Origin of the sequence: Pseudomonas sp. BS3767 (assembly GCF_900099665.1) — a bacterium.
In the GTDB taxonomy this organism is placed as follows: Bacteria; Pseudomonadota; Gammaproteobacteria; order Pseudomonadales; family Pseudomonadaceae; genus Aquipseudomonas; species Aquipseudomonas cerasi.
On the sequence record NZ_FNCX01000005.1, the window covers coordinates 226,978 to 242,074 of the forward strand.

The following is a 15,097-nucleotide window of genomic DNA, read 5'->3' on the forward strand; positions in this document are numbered from 1 at the left end:
TTGGCCTGAGCAGCACGTTACTGAAAATTATGTTTCTGGAGATACACCATGTCTAATCGCCAAACCGGCACCGTAAAATGGTTCAACGATGAAAAAGGCTTCGGCTTTATCACTCCACAAGGTGGCGGTGACGACCTGTTCGTACACTTCAAAGCAATCCAGAGCGACGGTTTCAAAAGCCTGAAAGAAGGCCAGACCGTTACTTTTGTTGCTGCTAAAGGCCAGAAAGGCATGCAAGCAGAAGAAGTTCAGGTGGCCTGATTCACCTGACACAAAAAAACCCCGTCACTGACGGGGTTTTTTATGCGCGGAAGAAAGTATCGGCTCAACCGCAATTGATACGGGTCACCTTCCCCGACGCATCGGTGTTGACGTTTACCCGCTCGGACCGGTATTCCAGCGTGACCATGTCGTCAGGACCGAGAATGCGCGCATCCTGCGAACCGGAACGGGTGCGGACTTGAGAAAGGAGGTCTATGGAAGCCTGCTTGCCGACAGCGAACTGGGCAAGCCCTGCATCACAACGGCCAGGTATCGCGTTGCTGGCGGGCGCGTCGGCCTTGACGGGCGCCTCAGCACTGGCACTGCTATCCGAAGCCGTACTGCTGCAGCCTGCCACCAATGAAGCCACGACCACAAAACCCAATGTTGCGAATTTCCGGGGCATACACCCTCCTCTGCCAATGAACATTTCCAGACCTGTCCGACCGCGCTAAGGCGCGTTGGTTGCACGGTCCGACCGACATGCCTTGTGTAACCTGTTGATCTGCCTGGACCGGGAGTCTGCCTTGGCATGACACAGGGCGCGCGAAGAAATCGTCACAAAACGTTTATCGCCGATGCGCATTGAAGCGGGCTATCAGGATCATATGTAAGTAGGAGTGTCAAAATGCGCACGGGATGGTTTACTGCCAGAGACACAAGCGCCGGGAAGCGAGCAGCGTGTGCGTGACCCTTCACTGGAGATCAGACAGACATGACAGCCATAACCCTAGACGCAGACATCAAGGCCAGATGGCCTCAGGGCCACTGCTCGCACAGCCCCGGGAATCCGGAAGAACTGATGATCATCGCAGTTGACCTGTTGATCAAGGAACTGGGCACCGAGGGTGCCCGTGCCTTCATCAGCCAGGTGCTGAGCCGCTACGCCACGGCAGGATTGCCCGCCTGATACGCGGCTTCAGAATGCGTGATTATTTGAGGCGCGCCAGACGCTCGGTCAGCAGATCGAAGAACCCCTGAGCGTCGCCGTTCTCGACCCAGAATACGTTCTGCGGCTGCTTGAGTGTGCCGTACCAGTCGGCCACTGTCTGACCGAAACCGATACCCTCACGGGTGTCCACTGCGACGTTGATCTGCCGTCCGGAAAACAACTCGGGCTTGAGCAGCCAGGCAATCACGCTGGCATCGTGTACCGGTCCGCCGGGCAAACCGTAATGCTCCATGTCCAGCTTGACGTATTCATTGAGAATGCCGTCCACCAGCTTGCCCGCATTATTGCCCAGTGCGGCGATCTGCTTGAGGCGCTGTTCACTGGTGAGAATCTTGTGGGTCACGTCCAGCGGCACGTACGTCAGCTTCACACCACTGGCCAGAACGATCTGCGCGGCGTGCGGGTCGGCGAACAGGTTGAATTCGGCAACCGGAGTGATATTACCGCCGTTGAAATGCGCGCCACCCATGACCACCACTTCCTTGATGCCCTGGGTGATTTCCGGAGCCTGCACCAGCGCCAGCGCCAGGTTGGTCTGCGGGCCGAGCATGGCGATGGTGATGCTGTGCGGCTTGGCCTTGCTCAGGGTGCGAATCAGGTAATCGACGGCATTGCCTTCGGCCAGCCCCTTGGCGGGCTCATGCACGGGTACACCCGGCAGGCCTTCCTGACCGTGAACGTTCTCGGCATAGATTGGTGTACGCACCAACGGCTTGGGCGCACCGGCATACACAGGCACCTCTTCGCGCCCGGCCCATTCCCGCGCCAGCCTGGCGTTACGCGAGGTCTTGTCGAGGCGCACATTACCAGCCACCGTGGTGATAGCCATCACGTTCAGCTCTTCAGGTGACGCCAGCGCCAACAATAGCGCGACGACATCGTCCGCACCCGGATCGGTATCGATGATCAGATCGCGCTTTTCAGCCGCCTGGACAGCGGCAGTACCGAGGATGGACAAGAGCAACGCTCCACGAATGAACTGTCTGGAAAACTGTATCAATGTCATATGAAACTCCCTTTCTTGAATAACTAGGCTTTTTGCGAAAAGTCGGCGAGCGAAGGTCAGGCAAGGCAAAAACAGGCGAGGAAGCGGAGTCTACGTGTTGTAAATGAGCATTCCGAGCCTGTTTTTAACGCAGCATCACCGAGCGCAGCCACTTTTTGCACATAGCCTAGAAGACGACTCCGGACACCAGCGCCACATTACTGTACGGCTGACATTCTCCGGTACGGATGATTGCCTTGGCCTTGCGACTCAAGACCTTGAGGTCTTCATGGCTTATCCAGCGTTGTTGCCCCAATTGGTCGTCCAGATTCAGGCTTTCGATCACCTGCAACGCAGGCGGCTTGATCTCGGCCATCTCGTTGGCCAATACGTGGCTTTCAACCTGCATTTCACTCAGCACGACATCCAGCACACTGATGAAATCCGGCACACCGCGGGTCAGCGCGAGGTCGATCAATTCCACGCCCGCCGGTACTGGCATGCCGGCGTCGACGATCATCAGGATGTCACCGTGACCCAGCGATGCAATCACGCGGGACAGGGCAATATTGAGTAGCGGGGTCTTTTTCATAGCGAATTGAATTCCTGTACTTCCTCGAACGTCGGGATGGACGGCTGGGCACCCGCTCGGGTGACGGAGATGGCCGCCGCAGCCTGACCGAAACGAATTGCCTGCAATTCGCCATGGCCTGCGGACAATGCCGCCGCAAAACCGCCGACAAAGGTATCACCTGCAGCGGTGGTGTCCACGGCCTGCACACGACGTGCGGGAATATGCTCAACGCCAGACGCATTGGCGAACAGGGTTCCGCGCTCGCCAAGGGTAATGATCACGTTGCGCGCGCCGGCCGCCAGCATCGCCGAAGCCGCGTTTTCAGCGGCCGCCGGTGAGTCAACGCTGACACCGGTCAGGGTCTGCGCTTCGCTTTCGTTGGGGATCAGGTAGTCGATCAGGGCATACCAGTTTGCCGGCAGCGGCTCGCTGGCCGGCGCAGGATTGAGAATGACGGTCTTGCCCAGCGCACGTGCGCGGGCCAGGGTATGGAAAACGGTCTCGGTCGGCACTTCGAGCTGGCAGATGACGATTTGCGAATCCGCCAGCAGCGCATCGAAGCGCTCGATCAATGCCGGACTGAGCCGGCCATTGCCACCGGCCACGATGACAATAGCGTTCTGGCTGTTGGCGTCGACCACGATCGAGGCGATCCCGGTGGACACACCCTCAACGACGGTCACCGCCTGGCAATCGATATGCTCGGCCAGCAGCGCCGCACGCAGTTGCTCACCGTAGGCATCAGCCCCGACACAACCGATCATCGCTACGCTGGCCCCCAGACGTGCCGCAGCAACCGCCTGATTCGCCCCCTTGCCGCCCGGCACGGTATCAAATGTTTCCCCGCTCAAGGTCTCGCCGGGACGCGGCAGACGCTGGGCGCGGATGACCAGATCCATGTTCAGACTGCCCACTATCACTATTTTTGCTTGCATGGCTCATTAATCCGTTGCTGCGCGTGCGCGTCATTCGTTGGACAAAGTAGTGGGCGCTGCCGTGGACTCGCGCACCACGACGCTGGGCGTCACGAGTCTTTTTTCGGCAGGAAGCCCATGGGGTATGGCGATTCTGCTCAGCAGCATTTCTGCGGCGGTTTCGCCCAGTTGCATGATCGACTGCCCCACGGTGGTCAGCGCCGGATAAACATAGCGACTCATCTGGATATCATCGAAACCGATCACCGACAGGTCCTGAGGCACGCGAATCAAGCGCTCGGCGGCGGCGCGCAATACGCCGATGGCAATGACGTCGTTGCCGGCAAAAATCGCCGTTGGCGGATGCGCTGCCAGAAGCTGACACGCTGCCTCATGACCGGCAGAGCTGGTGAACTCACTGTGCGCCGCCCATTCGGCCCGGGCCTGAACGGACGCCTGCTGCAGGGCGCGCCGGTACCCCGCCAGACGCATCTCGGCCACTGTGCTGTGTAATGGCCCGCCGATGCAGGCAATGGCGCGATGCCCGAGGTCCAGCAAGTGCCGAGTCGCCAGATAAGCGCCCTGCTCATGGTCGATACGGATCATGTCGGCATCGATACCGTCCAGTTCCCGGTCAACGATCACCAACGGCGTACGAACCTCGGCAAGGCCACCTGCAATACCGGCATCGCCACCCACCGAAGAAACAATCAGACCGTCGACACGCTTTTCCAGCAGCACGCGCAGATAGCCACGCTGTTTCTCCGGATTATCATCGGAGTTGCAAAGGATCACGCAAAAACCGTTGCGCTCGCAGTAATCCTCGATGCCCCGCGCCAATTCGGCGAAATACGGGTTCATGCCGTTGGGAATCAACAGGCCGATGGTCGAGGTGGTCTTGGCCTTCAGCGAACGCGCCACTGCACTGGGGACATAATCGAGCTGTGCAATGGCGGCTTCGACCTTGAGCCTGACCGGCTCGCTCACCGGCCGGGTCTTGTTCAACACGTGGGAAACCGTGGTGTACGAGATCCCTGCCAGGGCCGCGACATCCTTGATGGTTGCCATATCAGCCCTGGCGCCGAGCCCGATGGCTGCGATAGGTGTCCAGTACCACAGCGATCACAATCACCGCACCGGTGATGATCCGCTTGGTCGGCTCGGTCGCACCGATCTGCGCCAGGCCTGCGGCCAGCACGGAAATGATCAGCACACCGAAAAAGGTGCTGATGATCGAACCGCGTCCGCCCATCAGGCTGGTGCCGCCGATCACCACGGCTGCAATGACCTGCAGTTCAAGCCCGGCGCCGGCATTCGGATCGGCCGCTTCCAGCCTGGATATCTGGAACAATGCCGCGACACCGGCCAGCAGCCCCATCAGCGAGAACACCAGAATCTTGTAAGGCTTGGGATTGATACCCGCCAGACGCACGGCCTCTTCGTTGGTGCCGATACCGATCAGGTAGCGACCGAAAACGGTCCGGGTCAGTACTGCCTGAGCGACGAAGATGATCAGCAACGCGATGATGAAGGACGGCGCAATGCCGAAGGCAATCGGATCGGACAGCCAGGCGAACGAATCACCGATGTAGGCGGTACGCGAATTGGTCATCTGGTAGGCCGCGCCACGGGCCATTTCCAGCACGCCCAGAGACACGATGAACGAAGGGATGCGCCAGGCGACCGTGATCGAACCGGTGACCGTACCCGCCAGCGTCGCACAGGCAATGCCCAGCAGCGCCGCCGGAAACACGCTCCAGCCCCAGCCGAGGATTGCCACACTGACCGCCGAAGCGGCCAGGGCCAGCACCGAGCCGACCGACAGGTCGATGCCGCCGATGATGAGGATCAGCGTCATGCCGACCGACAGCACCATCAGGTCCGGGATCTGGTTGGCGAGCATGCTGAAGGTCTGGTAGGACAGGAAGTGATCGCTGAGCAGCGAGAACAGCACAATCATCACCAGCAACGCACCGGCCAACCCGATGTAGGTACCCAGACCAAAGTAGTTGCCGCCGCGACGGACTGGCACAGTCAGCGTCGGAGAAGGAGTATTTTTCATGAGTCGTTCCTGGGCGCCGCATCATTGAGCAGCGCGTCACGTTTCTGATAACCGGCGAAGGCAGCGGCCAGCAATTGGTCCTGGGTCCAGCTGTCGCGTTCGAACGTGTCGATCAGGCGACCGGCAGACAGCACGCCGATACGATCACAGATCAGCATCAGCTCGCGCAGATCACTGGAAACCACCACCAGCGCCCTGCCCTGACGGGTCAATTCGGCCAGCAGCGCGTAGATATCGAACTTGGCACCGATGTCGATGCCCCGTGTCGGCTCGTCGAACAGCATCACCGTGCAGTCACGTTCCAGCCAGCGACCGATCACCACCTTCTGCTGATTGCCACCCGACAGCTCGGAGACCAATTGGCCCGGACTGGAGCTGCGAATGCGCATGGCCGCTACCTGGCGCTGCGCCAGCTTCAGCTCGTCGTCGCTGTTGACCATGCCCGCACTGGAAATCGAATGCATGTTGCCCAGCGCAATGTTGGCGCTGATCGATTGCGACATCAGCAGGCCTTCGCTCTTTCGGTCTTCCGTGATCAGCGCGATACCCTGCTCCACCGCGTCGGCTGGCGAGCGAATGCTGACTTTCCGCAGCGGCTTTCCGACTTCGATGTCACCGCTGTCGGCAACGTCTGCACCGTAGATCAGGCGTAACAACTCGGTACGCCCGGCACCGATCAGCCCGGAAATACCGAAGATTTCACCTCGACGCACGTCGAAGGACACATCCTGAACCTTGCCGGCGCGATTGAGCCCCTTGACCGACAGCGCCACCTCACCAATCTGCCGGGCGCCCATGTCGATATGCTCGCCGAGCTCACGGCCGACCATCAGGGTCACCAGTTGCTCACTGTTGTATCGGGCAATCGGCTCGACACACACCAGCTTGCCGTCGCGCAGCACGGCGATGCGCTGGGACACCCTGGCCAGCTCTTCAAGCCGATGGGAGATGTAGATGATCGAGACGCCACGTGCCTGCAGCCGTGTGATCTGCTCGAAGAGCATTTCCACTTCTCGCGAGGTGAGCATGGCAGTGGGTTCGTCGAGAATCAGCACGTGACAGTCGCCGATCAGGTTGCGGGCGATCTCGACCATCTGTTGGTGGCCGATCCCCAATTCGCCGACCAGCGTGTCGGGATCAATGGCGTCCAGCCCCACTTGGGCCATGGCCTCGATCGCGTTTTCGCGCAAGCGCTTGCGGTCGATCCAGCCGGCCCTGCGTGGCAGGTCGTGAAGAAACAGATTTTCGGCGACGGTCAGGGTCGGCAGCAGGTTGAGCTCCTGCATGACCATGCGAATGCCGAGTTTTTCGGCCTGGGTACGACTTGCAGGCTGATAAGGCTGGCCCTGGAACTCCATGTTTCCGGTGGTAGGGGTTACCAGCCCGCCGATGATTTTCGACAAGGTGCTTTTACCGGCACCGTTTTCCCCGGTCAGGGCGAGCACTTCGCCACGCATCAACGTCAGGTCGACGTCACCAAGTACGGGCTGTGCGTAGGTTTTGCCGATGCCACTGACCGAAAGAACAGCTGTCTGAGCAGACGCTGACATACATTTCTCCCAGCGCCCGTCCTCTGCGGACGGGCACCTTTACACGGCGTGGATCAAGGTTGAGTAACGAGTTGCACCGGCGTTTCGATCACGCCCTTGTCGTTAGTGTCGACCTTCTCGCCTTTGACGAGCTTGAGGGCAGCTTCGATGCCGAAGACCGCCTGCCTGGCTGCGTACTGATCGGCCGTGGCCAGAACCCGGCCATCCTTGAGCATCGGCTTGATCGCATTGATGTTGTCGTAGCCCACGACCATGACCTTGCCAGCCTTGCCTGCCGCACGCACTGCAGAGACGGCGCCCAGCGCCATGCTGTCATTACCGGCCAGCAAGGCTTTCAGGTTCGGGTATTCGTTGAGCATCGCCGAGGCCACAGCGTTGCCCTTGTCGATTTCCCAGTTACCGGACTGCGTGGACACCACTTTCATTTTCGCTTCGTCCATGGCGTCCTTGAAACCGGCGGTGCGTTGCTGAGCATTATTGGTGGTCGACACACCTTCAATGATGCCCACCTCGTCGCCAGCGGTCAGTTTCTTGGCCAGATAGTCGCCCACCAGCTTGGCACCCTTGCGGTTGTCAGGCCCTACGAACGGGATTTGCAGGTTCTTGCTTTTGAGCACGTCGACATCGAGTTGGTTGTCAATGTTGACGACCTTGATTCCGGCATCGGTGGCTTTCTTGAGCACCGGTACCAGCGCCTTGGAGTCGGCTGGTGCGATCACCAGCGCATTCACGTTGGAGGCGATCATCTGTTCGACAATGCGGATTTGCGCGGACGTGTCGGACTCATCCTTGATCCCGTTGGAGATCAGATCGAATTCGGTGGCATGTTCTTTCTGGTAGGCCTTGGCACCGTCTTCCATGGTCAGGAAGAACTCGTTGGCCAGCGATTTCATGACCAGTGCGACCTTGGGTTTTTCAGGCGTCTGGGCATAGACGGTAGAGAGGGGCATGACTGCCGTGACGGCAGCAAACATGGCGACAGCGAGAAGGCGTCCAGCGAATGGCAGCTTCATGAGTTCATCTCCGATCTTGTGATTATTGTTCGGGCGAACGGCGCAGAATCGATGCCGGGCATCGACGCGCAAACGTTTGCGAGGAGCGAACTATGGAAAAAGCTGCAACCTTTGTCAATCCACCTGAAATTAAATCTTACCGAGCTGCCCGCCCCCGCTAGCGCGGGGAACGGGCGTCACGATCAGTCGGGTCTCACTCTTCAGGTTTGACCGTCGCTACATCATCAGCCTTGATCCGGACGGTCTTGCCGGAGATATCCTCGAACTCGTAGAAACCGTCGCGTGTCTTGGTCTTGGGCATGTCTTTGGTCACGTACTGAGTACCGTTTTGCAGCGTGACGACCGAGGGCGTGGAACAGCCTGCCAGCAGCACAACTGCCGAGGCCAGTAACGGAAATGCCAGTGACTTGATATTCATGCGTGACTCCGGAAACGTCAGGGTGTTTTTTCAAGGCAATAGTGTGCCACTTCGAGCGCTTTATCCTACATAGATGTTGCGAAAGATCCGACACTGAAATACTGTATGCCCGTACAGCAATATTCAGGGACCTTTTTCCGTGGCAAAACAAAGCGCAGCGACCCCTTCCATTCCCGGCCCTTACGAGCGCATGGGCATGCGGGTACAGAAGATCATCAACTCGCCCACCGCACAGAAATCCAGGGCTGCCCTGCTCTTTCGTCAGCCAGACGAGGCAGAGGACGACTGGGCACAACTCCTTGAAGAAATAGCCGAGAACGACAATGTTACCCTCGCCTGGCGCGACGACGGTGGCGTGCAAATATTCTGGACGTTGCCGAAGGAAGACTGACGGCATGACGTTTCGATTTCCCACACTGCTTTGCACCACCCTGCTCATCACCGCCTCATTCGCCGCCCAGGCACAAGCCCCGCGCACCTTCAGCGAAGCCAAGAAAGTTGCCTGGGGCTTGTATGCACCGCAGTCGACCGAGTTTTACTGCGGCTGCAAATACACCGGCAATCGGGTCGACCTCGCGGGCTGCGGCTATGTCCCGCGCAAGAGCGCCAAACGGGCCAGTCGTATCGAATGGGAGCACATTGTGCCTGCCTGGCAGATCGGCCACTTGCGCCAATGCTGGCAGAACGGCGGGCGCAAGAACTGCACACGAACTGACCCGATTTACAAACGCGCCGAGGCAGACCTGCACAATCTGGTACCCAGCATCGGCGAGGTCAACGGTGACCGCAGCAACTTCAGTTTTGGCTGGATACCCGAGCAAAAGGGCCAGTACGGTTCATGCCTGACACAGGTGGATTTCAAGGCCAAAAAGGTCATGCCTCGCCCCTCGATACGCGGCATGATCGCGCGCACCTACTTCTACATGAGCAAACAGTACAATCTGCGCCTCTCGCGCCAGGACCAGCAGCTCTATAAGGCCTGGGATAAAACCTATCCGCCCCAGGCATGGGAGCGCCAGCGTAACCAGCAGGTCGCCTGTGTCATGGGACGTGGTAATGATTTTGTAGGCCCGGTAGACCTGAAGTCGTGTAAATAACGAAGCTTGATCAAAGGCCGAGCCCTCAAACGGATGAGTGCTCGGCCATTGATTAACGCGCTTGAGTGAATCCAAAACCACTTATCGGACATCTCTTAACTCAATCCATGAACGCTACGATTTTCGGTCTACTCTCTGGAATCAAAGGCGTGATCGGGAGGCCCCCTTTCGTGTATATGCCCAAAACAGTCAGGCTGATTATCACGTTAGCAGGCAGGGAAGATGAATCATCAAACGGAATTTGAAATTCACTATCAATTCAATGGCCAACCTCACTGCTTTCTGCATCAGGCAACGCAACTGTGCCAGAGCGACGCCTTGCACTGTGCGACCCTGCATGCAGGTGTCGGGACCGTGAGCGGCAATATATCCGCAGGCCCGATAGGCGTCGCAACCTTGCAGGCAAAGCGTTTTGGCGTGACGCAGGTGCATTGGAGAAGGGCTTCGCTACAAGCCTGAAACATCGTCCTGTTCAACACAACAATGGCCTTCGAAAAGGCCATTGTTCCCATGCATTGCCAGACCCTTGCGGATCAAATGGCAGGGTAAGCGCCTGTGCCATCAGGCCACGGCGTCAGCAGCTCGAAACCGGTCGAGGTGACGGCAACCATATGCTCCCACTGCGCAGACAGTGAAAGGTCGCTGGTCAGAACCGTCCAGCCATCCGGCAACGTCCGGGTGCCCGCCCTGCCCGCATTGATCATCGGTTCAATGGTGAACACCATGCCCGGCTTGAGCCTGAGGCCTTTGCCCTGCGCACCATAGTGCAAAACCTGCGGCTCTTCATGGTACTTGCGCCCAATGCCGTGTCCGCAATATTCACGCACTACGCTAAAGCCTTCGCGATGAGCGACGCTCTGGATGGCGTAACCGATATCACCCAGGGTTGCACCCGGACGCACAGCATGAATACCGGCGCGGGTTGCCTCATAGGTCGTCTCGACCAGACGCCTGGCCAGGGGGCTGACCTCACCCACCAGGTACATACGGCTGGTATCGCCATACCAGCCGTCCTTGATGACCGCGACATCGATATTGACGATATCGCCTTCCTTGAGGATATCGGTGGCAGAAGGTATGCCATGGCACACCACGGCGTTCGGAGAGATACAGGTGGTCTTGGTAAAACCGTGATAGCCCACATTCGCAGGAATCACTTTCAGCTCTTTGACGATGTATTCGTTGCAGATGTCGTCAAGCGCTTCGGTGCTGACGCCCGCCTTGACGTAAGGCGTGATCATCGCAAGTACATCGGCAGCCAGTCTGCCGGCTATGCGCAGTTGCACGAGGTCCTGTTCGGTCTTGAGACCGATAGCGCTGCTCATGAGACCGCCTTGGAAAGGCTGGAAGCTGAAAGCTCCGAGACGTTGAAGTTCGAAGCGGTCAGCACGGTCTCACCGGCATTTTCGAGACGGATCAGCATCTGGCAGATCTCGCTGTAATCCAGCGTCGGGTGCAGTTCAGCGAGCATACCGACACGCATCCAGTGCTCGGCCTGCGCATTGATCGAGCGGCTGAGCGCAACGCTGGCAGAGCGCAGATTGGCGTGCATGTTTTCGGAAATTTTTACCAGACCCATGATTCACCTCAAGTTGAATATATGAAGCATATACGCTGCGTATACTCACAATCAACCCGAGACGTGCCGTGGCTGTGATCAGCCACCTTATTCCATCGAGCCAGCCTGGCGGTATTCGCCGCCCGCGCGGGCAGCCGCGATGACTATCGACACCTCTGGCTCGTAGGCATTGAACTGGCGCAGTGCGGCCGCCAACTGGAGAAAATCCTCACGCTGCATTTCATTGGCTGCAGAGAGCATGCGATGTTGTTGAGCAACCGGGCTTTGCGCTGACTTAAGGGACATGACAGACCTCATTCGTTCTTTACTGTTCATACATACAGTATTTTGAACTGCGCGCCGATACAAGACCGGTCGCGACGAATGGTCGGTGAATGTGTAAATGGCTCAATGCCCCGCCAGGGTCTGCAGGCGTTCCAGATCAGCCTGGGCGATGCTGATACCGTGCGACATTGATCGCGCGCGCTCGCTGTAGCGTCGATCCCCCGGCAGACGCTCCTGCCCGGACCCATGCAGTTGCCGCACCAGTTCCTCACTGCGCAGTGCAAACGACTGACCGCTGCCCTTGTCAGGATCGATGACGATCAGCAACTGGCCGGTCCAGGGCGTCTGCGCACCGGGATGCTTCGACCAGTCGAATTCGAACGAGAAATTGCCCCCTGTCAGCCCTGCGGCCAACAGCTCGACCATCATCGACAATGCCGAACCCTTGTGCCCGCCGAACGGCAACAACGCACCACCCTCGAGAATGGCGCGCGGCTCGTCAGTGGGCTGGCCGTCGCGATCGACACCCATGCCCGCTGGTAACAGCCGACCTTCACGTGCGGCGATCTGTACATCACCGTGGGCGATGGCGCTGGTCGCCAGGTCGAAAACAATAGGCTCGCCGCCTGCACGGGGCGCGGCGAAAGCAATCGGGTTGGTGCCGAACAGAGGCTGACGCGCACCATGCGGCACAACGCAGGTCATGCTGTTGACCATGCTCAGGGCAACCAGCCCCTGTTCGGCGAAAGGCTCGACATCCGGCCATAACGCAGCGAAGTGATGAGAGTTGCGGATGGCCAGAACCGCAATTCCGGCACTGCGTGCCTTGTCGATCAACAAGGCTCTGGCCGCCGCCAGTGCAGGCTGGGCAAAGCCGCCCCCGGCGTCGACCCGGACAAACGCAGCGCCGACATCCTCGACCACCGGCACAGCCTTGCCGTTCACCCACCCGCTGGCCAGCGATGAGAGATAGCCGGGAATACGAAAGATGCCATGGCTATGCGAGCCGTCGCGCTGGGCGCTGGCGCAGTTCTCGGCCAGCACGTCGGCAACCTCCGTGCTGGTGCCGTGGGCAAGGAAGATCCGGCGCAACAGATCTGTCAGTTGCTCAAAGGAAACGGTCCGGGTCGACTGATCGGCAGGGTTGGCGCGCATCTGAAACTCCTGTTCATGGCGGTAGATCGAGAACGCTAGCGAGAACGACAAGGCGAAGACAGGTTCCGAGAGTAGCGCCGAGGACTCTGCAAAGACACTCCCCGGGCACTAACTTCATTGCGGCGGGCAGACTGCGACGGATAGTTTTCAATGAGAGCAGCTTGCATTCACCAGAAAATACGCAGCACCTTGATAGGCGATAGCCGGCAAATGTTCTCTCTCTCTGAAATCAAAGGGTAGAATGCGCCGAAGGTATAGGCCGGAGCGCCCATGAGCGACCCTCTTTTCAGCAACGCAGAACACGACGCGATCACCGATGCCGCTGCGCATTGGTGCATGCGCCTGCATGCAGAAGACTGTACCGCTGCCGAACGAAAAGCATTCGAGCAATGGCTGAAGGCCCACCCCCTGCATGCGGTCGAATACAACGCCATGCTGGAAGTCTGGGATATCACCGGGCAAATCGAACCGCTTAATCCGGCACCTGTGCGCCAAGCCCAGACTGACCGGCCCGATCAGGTTCGGCCTCGTCGCGGTCGCCGCTGGGCAAAACTGACCGCAGCCGCAGCGGTCGTTGCCCTGGCGCTACCGATTGCCGGGTACGTCGGCTGGCATCAAGGCTGGCTGCCTGATACCTACGAAACTTACAACGCCGATACCACCACACGCCTGGTCATGCTGGAAGACGGCAGCCGCGCCGAGCTGAACCTGGGTACCGAGTTGACCTATGCCAATTACCGGGATCGACGCAGCGTCACGCTGAAAAAGGGCGAGGCGTTCTTTGAGGTCAGCCACGACAACACCCACCCCTTTGTTGTCGACGCCGGCTCAGGCAGCATCACGGTCACCGGCACACGTTTCAATGTATGGATGTACCAGGATCAGGTACGAGTGACGCTGGTCGAGGGGTCGGTTCAGGTCACCAGTGATCGTGCACATCCTTCCTCGAACCACCCTCTCGCCCCCGGCATGCAGGCCAGCTACAAGGCGGGCGACGATGCTCCACTGATCAGTCAGACCGAAGCACGCGATACCAGCCTGGCGTGGCGCAATGGCAAGCTGATCTTCAATGATCTGCCGCTCAGCCAGGCACTGCCGCTGATCAATCGCTACCTGCAAACACCTATCCTGCTGGCGGACAGCGCAACCGGTGCCATGCGTCTGGGCGGCAGTTACAACACCCATGACCTGTCGAGCCTGCTGACTTCTCTGCCCAAGGTGCTGCCGGTTTACGTGACGCAGAATCAGAACGGCAATCCGGTGCTCAATCGCCGCACCTCCGACACACCGAAAGGCTGATCGCACTCGCAGTCTTGCCGATGCGCAGCGACTTCGACTGCGCCCACCGTCGGAACAATATCCTCTCGCGACCGACGATTGTTCATCTAACCTCAAGCGCACAACGCTGCAGCGAGCCTGTACACGTTGAGCCGCACATTTTTTTCCGCTGATAACTGAGGTTTTGCCGAGCTCGTTCGTCTTAGTAATCGAGAGTGTTTAAAAAAAGCCTGAAAAGGAGTTTACGGATGTTCAATCGCCAAGGAATCACGACTCGCACCCTGCTGCGGCAAACCGCACTGGCTGCGCAGGCACAGTCGCCCGCTCTGGAGGCCGAGCGCCCCGGAAACGAGCACATCCGGATGCTCCTGAAAAGCTTTGGCCTACGCACCAGCCTGGTCAGGCTCAAGGTGCTCGATGCGCTGCTGGTCTCGAGCGAGGAAGGCCATCCCCTGGGAGTGCGCGGCGTACACAGCCAGTTGCTCAGGCTCGATGTGCCGCTATCGTTTCTGAGCGTGCGCGAGGTGCTCAAGCGTCTGTGCGACGAGGGCGTGATCCACCTCAACGACGACAAGACCTACAGTCTGCACCCTCGCGCCCGGGAATGGCTGGGAGACGTCGGTAAGGACAGCGCCCAGGACAGCGCCCAGTAAGCACAGCCCCCTTTCCGCATCGACCATCAGCGCTTAGCGCTTGACCTTGCGACGCATGATGCCGTTGAGGATCACTACCAGCACCGCCACGCTGATGGCGATGTACTGAAAGGTCTTTTCGGTGATGGCACCGGTGTTTTGCAGATGCGACAAGCCCAGCATGATCGCCAGAACGCCGAGGGCGATCAGAATCGAGTAAATCAAACGCTGCTTGTTGGTCATAACGGCTTCCTGAATGCTCATGAGCGGGCAACTGACGCTGCCTGTTTGCGCGCATATCTTACGCCGATGCGCGACGGATGGCATCGTCACCCTCTGTCTCGCCTCACTCTCCTGCGCGCC

21 protein-coding genes are annotated in these 15,097 nt (G+C 59.0%); 7 read left to right on the top strand and 14 right to left on the bottom strand.

The window, feature by feature from the left end; translation table 11 throughout:
• The first annotated feature begins 48 nt into the window (after positions 1 to 48).
• Entirely contained in the window at positions 49 to 261 is a 213-nt protein-coding gene (locus tag BLR16_RS16610) for a cold-shock protein (RefSeq protein ID WP_003315566.1), read from the top strand.
• A gap of 64 nt (positions 262 to 325) precedes the next feature.
• On the opposite strand, the gene BLR16_RS16615 is transcribed toward BLR16_RS16610, so the two are convergent.
• Positions 326 to 667: an I78 family peptidase inhibitor gene (locus tag BLR16_RS16615; protein WP_003367010.1), complete on the bottom strand. Its 342-nt coding sequence runs from the start codon at positions 665 to 667 to the stop codon at positions 326 to 328.
• Positions 668 to 976: 309 nt separating this feature from the next.
• Here BLR16_RS16615 and BLR16_RS16620 point away from each other — a divergent pair, with 309 nt between their 5' ends.
• Positions 977 to 1,171, top strand: coding sequence for a hypothetical protein (locus BLR16_RS16620; RefSeq protein ID WP_003367008.1), 195 nt, complete (start codon positions 977 to 979; stop codon positions 1,169 to 1,171).
• A 22-nt stretch (positions 1,172 to 1,193) separates the two neighbouring features.
• On the opposite strand, the gene BLR16_RS16625 is transcribed toward BLR16_RS16620, so the two are convergent.
• From BLR16_RS16625 to BLR16_RS16660, 8 genes are all read right to left on the bottom strand, one after another.
• Complete coding sequence (locus tag BLR16_RS16625) at positions 1,194 to 2,219, bottom strand: nucleoside hydrolase (RefSeq protein WP_003319093.1); 1,026 nt, start codon at positions 2,217 to 2,219, stop codon at positions 1,194 to 1,196.
• Between the two features lie 166 nt (positions 2,220 to 2,385).
• Complete coding sequence (gene rbsD / locus BLR16_RS16630) at positions 2,386 to 2,790, bottom strand: D-ribose pyranase (RefSeq protein ID WP_003350274.1); 405 nt, start codon at positions 2,788 to 2,790, stop codon at positions 2,386 to 2,388.
• Entirely contained in the window at positions 2,787 to 3,707 is a 921-nt protein-coding gene (gene rbsK / locus BLR16_RS16635; RefSeq protein ID WP_044308301.1) for a ribokinase, read from the bottom strand. Before rbsK ends, rbsD begins: the two co-directional genes overlap by 4 nt.
• Before the next feature lie 30 nt (positions 3,708 to 3,737).
• On the bottom strand, positions 3,738 to 4,754 hold the full coding sequence (locus BLR16_RS16640) for a LacI family DNA-binding transcriptional regulator (protein WP_074808487.1): 1,017 nt from the start codon (positions 4,752 to 4,754) through the stop codon (positions 3,738 to 3,740).
• 1 nt (position 4,755) lies between these two features.
• A complete protein-coding gene (locus BLR16_RS16645) occupies positions 4,756 to 5,748 on the bottom strand; it encodes an ABC transporter permease (RefSeq protein ID WP_003366998.1) in 993 nt (330 codons plus the stop codon).
• The gene (locus BLR16_RS16650) at positions 5,745 to 7,298 is read right to left on the bottom strand and encodes a sugar ABC transporter ATP-binding protein (protein WP_003366996.1); all 1,554 of its coding nucleotides are present in this window, start codon (positions 7,296 to 7,298) and stop codon (positions 5,745 to 5,747) included. The genes BLR16_RS16645 and BLR16_RS16650 overlap by 4 nt, the downstream gene beginning before the upstream one ends.
• A 53-nt stretch (positions 7,299 to 7,351) precedes the next feature.
• Complete coding sequence (locus tag BLR16_RS16655) at positions 7,352 to 8,311, bottom strand: sugar ABC transporter substrate-binding protein (RefSeq protein ID WP_003366993.1); 960 nt, start codon at positions 8,309 to 8,311, stop codon at positions 7,352 to 7,354.
• A 193-nt stretch (positions 8,312 to 8,504) separates the two neighbouring features.
• Complete coding sequence (locus tag BLR16_RS16660; protein WP_003433005.1) at positions 8,505 to 8,729, bottom strand: YgdI/YgdR family lipoprotein; 225 nt, start codon at positions 8,727 to 8,729, stop codon at positions 8,505 to 8,507.
• Between the two features lie 139 nt (positions 8,730 to 8,868).
• Between BLR16_RS16660 and BLR16_RS16665 the strand changes: the two genes are divergently transcribed.
• From BLR16_RS16665 to BLR16_RS16675, 3 genes are all read left to right on the top strand, one after another.
• Complete coding sequence (locus BLR16_RS16665; protein WP_003366989.1) at positions 8,869 to 9,120, top strand: DUF1654 domain-containing protein; 252 nt, start codon at positions 8,869 to 8,871, stop codon at positions 9,118 to 9,120.
• A 4-nt stretch (positions 9,121 to 9,124) separates the two neighbouring features.
• Positions 9,125 to 9,826, top strand: coding sequence for an endonuclease (locus tag BLR16_RS16670; protein ID WP_060707593.1), 702 nt, complete (start codon positions 9,125 to 9,127; stop codon positions 9,824 to 9,826).
• Positions 9,827 to 10,048: 222 nt separating this feature from the next.
• A complete protein-coding gene (locus BLR16_RS16675; RefSeq protein WP_003366986.1) occupies positions 10,049 to 10,285 on the top strand; it encodes a DUF6555 family protein in 237 nt (78 codons plus the stop codon).
• A 74-nt stretch (positions 10,286 to 10,359) separates the two neighbouring features.
• Here BLR16_RS16675 and map read toward each other — a convergent pair whose 3' ends face one another.
• From map to BLR16_RS16695, 4 genes are all read right to left on the bottom strand, one after another.
• On the bottom strand, positions 10,360 to 11,151 hold the full coding sequence (gene map / locus BLR16_RS16680) for a type I methionyl aminopeptidase (RefSeq protein ID WP_003433008.1): 792 nt from the start codon (positions 11,149 to 11,151) through the stop codon (positions 10,360 to 10,362).
• Positions 11,148 to 11,405, bottom strand: a complete 258-nt coding sequence (locus BLR16_RS16685) for a ParD-like family protein (protein ID WP_003366981.1) — start codon at positions 11,403 to 11,405, stop codon at positions 11,148 to 11,150. Before BLR16_RS16685 ends, map begins: the two co-directional genes overlap by 4 nt.
• 87 nt (positions 11,406 to 11,492) lie before the next feature.
• On the bottom strand, positions 11,493 to 11,690 hold the full coding sequence (locus BLR16_RS16690; protein WP_003366979.1) for a hypothetical protein: 198 nt from the start codon (positions 11,688 to 11,690) through the stop codon (positions 11,493 to 11,495).
• A 102-nt stretch (positions 11,691 to 11,792) separates the two neighbouring features.
• Entirely contained in the window at positions 11,793 to 12,824 is a 1,032-nt protein-coding gene (locus BLR16_RS16695; protein WP_074808490.1) for an Ldh family oxidoreductase, read from the bottom strand.
• A 270-nt stretch (positions 12,825 to 13,094) separates the two neighbouring features.
• Between BLR16_RS16695 and BLR16_RS16700 the strand changes: the two genes are divergently transcribed.
• Both BLR16_RS16700 and BLR16_RS16705 read left to right on the top strand, forming a co-directional pair.
• Positions 13,095 to 14,123 (top strand): FecR family protein, encoded by a 1,029-nt coding sequence (locus BLR16_RS16700; protein ID WP_074808492.1) that lies wholly within the window; start codon positions 13,095 to 13,097, stop codon positions 14,121 to 14,123.
• A 227-nt stretch (positions 14,124 to 14,350) separates the two neighbouring features.
• A complete protein-coding gene (locus tag BLR16_RS16705; RefSeq protein ID WP_074808494.1) occupies positions 14,351 to 14,755 on the top strand; it encodes a Fe2+/Zn2+ uptake regulation protein in 405 nt (134 codons plus the stop codon).
• 33 nt (positions 14,756 to 14,788) lie between these two features.
• Here the strand turns inward: BLR16_RS16705 and BLR16_RS16710 are convergent, their stop codons facing one another.
• On the bottom strand, positions 14,789 to 14,977 hold the full coding sequence (locus BLR16_RS16710) for a hypothetical protein (RefSeq protein ID WP_003366968.1): 189 nt from the start codon (positions 14,975 to 14,977) through the stop codon (positions 14,789 to 14,791).
• Positions 14,978 to 15,097 lie beyond the last annotated feature (120 nt).

Coding starts and splice junctions, on each gene's coding strand:
- BLR16_RS16615 (WP_003367010.1), bottom strand. CDS start 667: ATGCCCCGGAAATTCGCAACATTGGGTTTTGTGGTCGTGGCTTCATTG.
- BLR16_RS16640 (WP_074808487.1), bottom strand. CDS start 4,754: ATGGCAACCATCAAGGATGTCGCGGCCCTGGCAGGGATCTCGTACACC.
- map (WP_003433008.1), bottom strand. CDS start 11,151: ATGAGCAGCGCTATCGGTCTCAAGACCGAACAGGACCTCGTGCAACTG.
- BLR16_RS16645 (WP_003366998.1), bottom strand. CDS start 5,748: ATGAAAAATACTCCTTCTCCGACGCTGACTGTGCCAGTCCGTCGCGGC.
- BLR16_RS16700 (WP_074808492.1), top strand. CDS start 13,095: ATGAGCGACCCTCTTTTCAGCAACGCAGAACACGACGCGATCACCGAT.
- BLR16_RS16695 (WP_074808490.1), bottom strand. CDS start 12,824: ATGCGCGCCAACCCTGCCGATCAGTCGACCCGGACCGTTTCCTTTGAG.
- rbsK (WP_044308301.1), bottom strand. CDS start 3,707: ATGCAAGCAAAAATAGTGATAGTGGGCAGTCTGAACATGGATCTGGTC.
- BLR16_RS16625 (WP_003319093.1), bottom strand. CDS start 2,219: ATGACATTGATACAGTTTTCCAGACAGTTCATTCGTGGAGCGTTGCTC.
- BLR16_RS16685 (WP_003366981.1), bottom strand. CDS start 11,405: ATGGGTCTGGTAAAAATTTCCGAAAACATGCACGCCAATCTGCGCTCT.
- BLR16_RS16675 (WP_003366986.1), top strand. CDS start 10,049: ATGAATCATCAAACGGAATTTGAAATTCACTATCAATTCAATGGCCAA.
- BLR16_RS16710 (WP_003366968.1), bottom strand. CDS start 14,977: ATGACCAACAAGCAGCGTTTGATTTACTCGATTCTGATCGCCCTCGGC.
- BLR16_RS16610 (WP_003315566.1), top strand. CDS start 49: ATGTCTAATCGCCAAACCGGCACCGTAAAATGGTTCAACGATGAAAAA.
- BLR16_RS16620 (WP_003367008.1), top strand. CDS start 977: ATGACAGCCATAACCCTAGACGCAGACATCAAGGCCAGATGGCCTCAG.
- BLR16_RS16705 (WP_074808494.1), top strand. CDS start 14,351: ATGTTCAATCGCCAAGGAATCACGACTCGCACCCTGCTGCGGCAAACC.
- BLR16_RS16650 (WP_003366996.1), bottom strand. CDS start 7,298: ATGTCAGCGTCTGCTCAGACAGCTGTTCTTTCGGTCAGTGGCATCGGC.
- rbsD (WP_003350274.1), bottom strand. CDS start 2,790: ATGAAAAAGACCCCGCTACTCAATATTGCCCTGTCCCGCGTGATTGCA.
- BLR16_RS16660 (WP_003433005.1), bottom strand. CDS start 8,729: ATGAATATCAAGTCACTGGCATTTCCGTTACTGGCCTCGGCAGTTGTG.
- BLR16_RS16655 (WP_003366993.1), bottom strand. CDS start 8,311: ATGAAGCTGCCATTCGCTGGACGCCTTCTCGCTGTCGCCATGTTTGCT.
- BLR16_RS16670 (WP_060707593.1), top strand. CDS start 9,125: ATGACGTTTCGATTTCCCACACTGCTTTGCACCACCCTGCTCATCACC.
- BLR16_RS16690 (WP_003366979.1), bottom strand. CDS start 11,690: ATGTCCCTTAAGTCAGCGCAAAGCCCGGTTGCTCAACAACATCGCATG.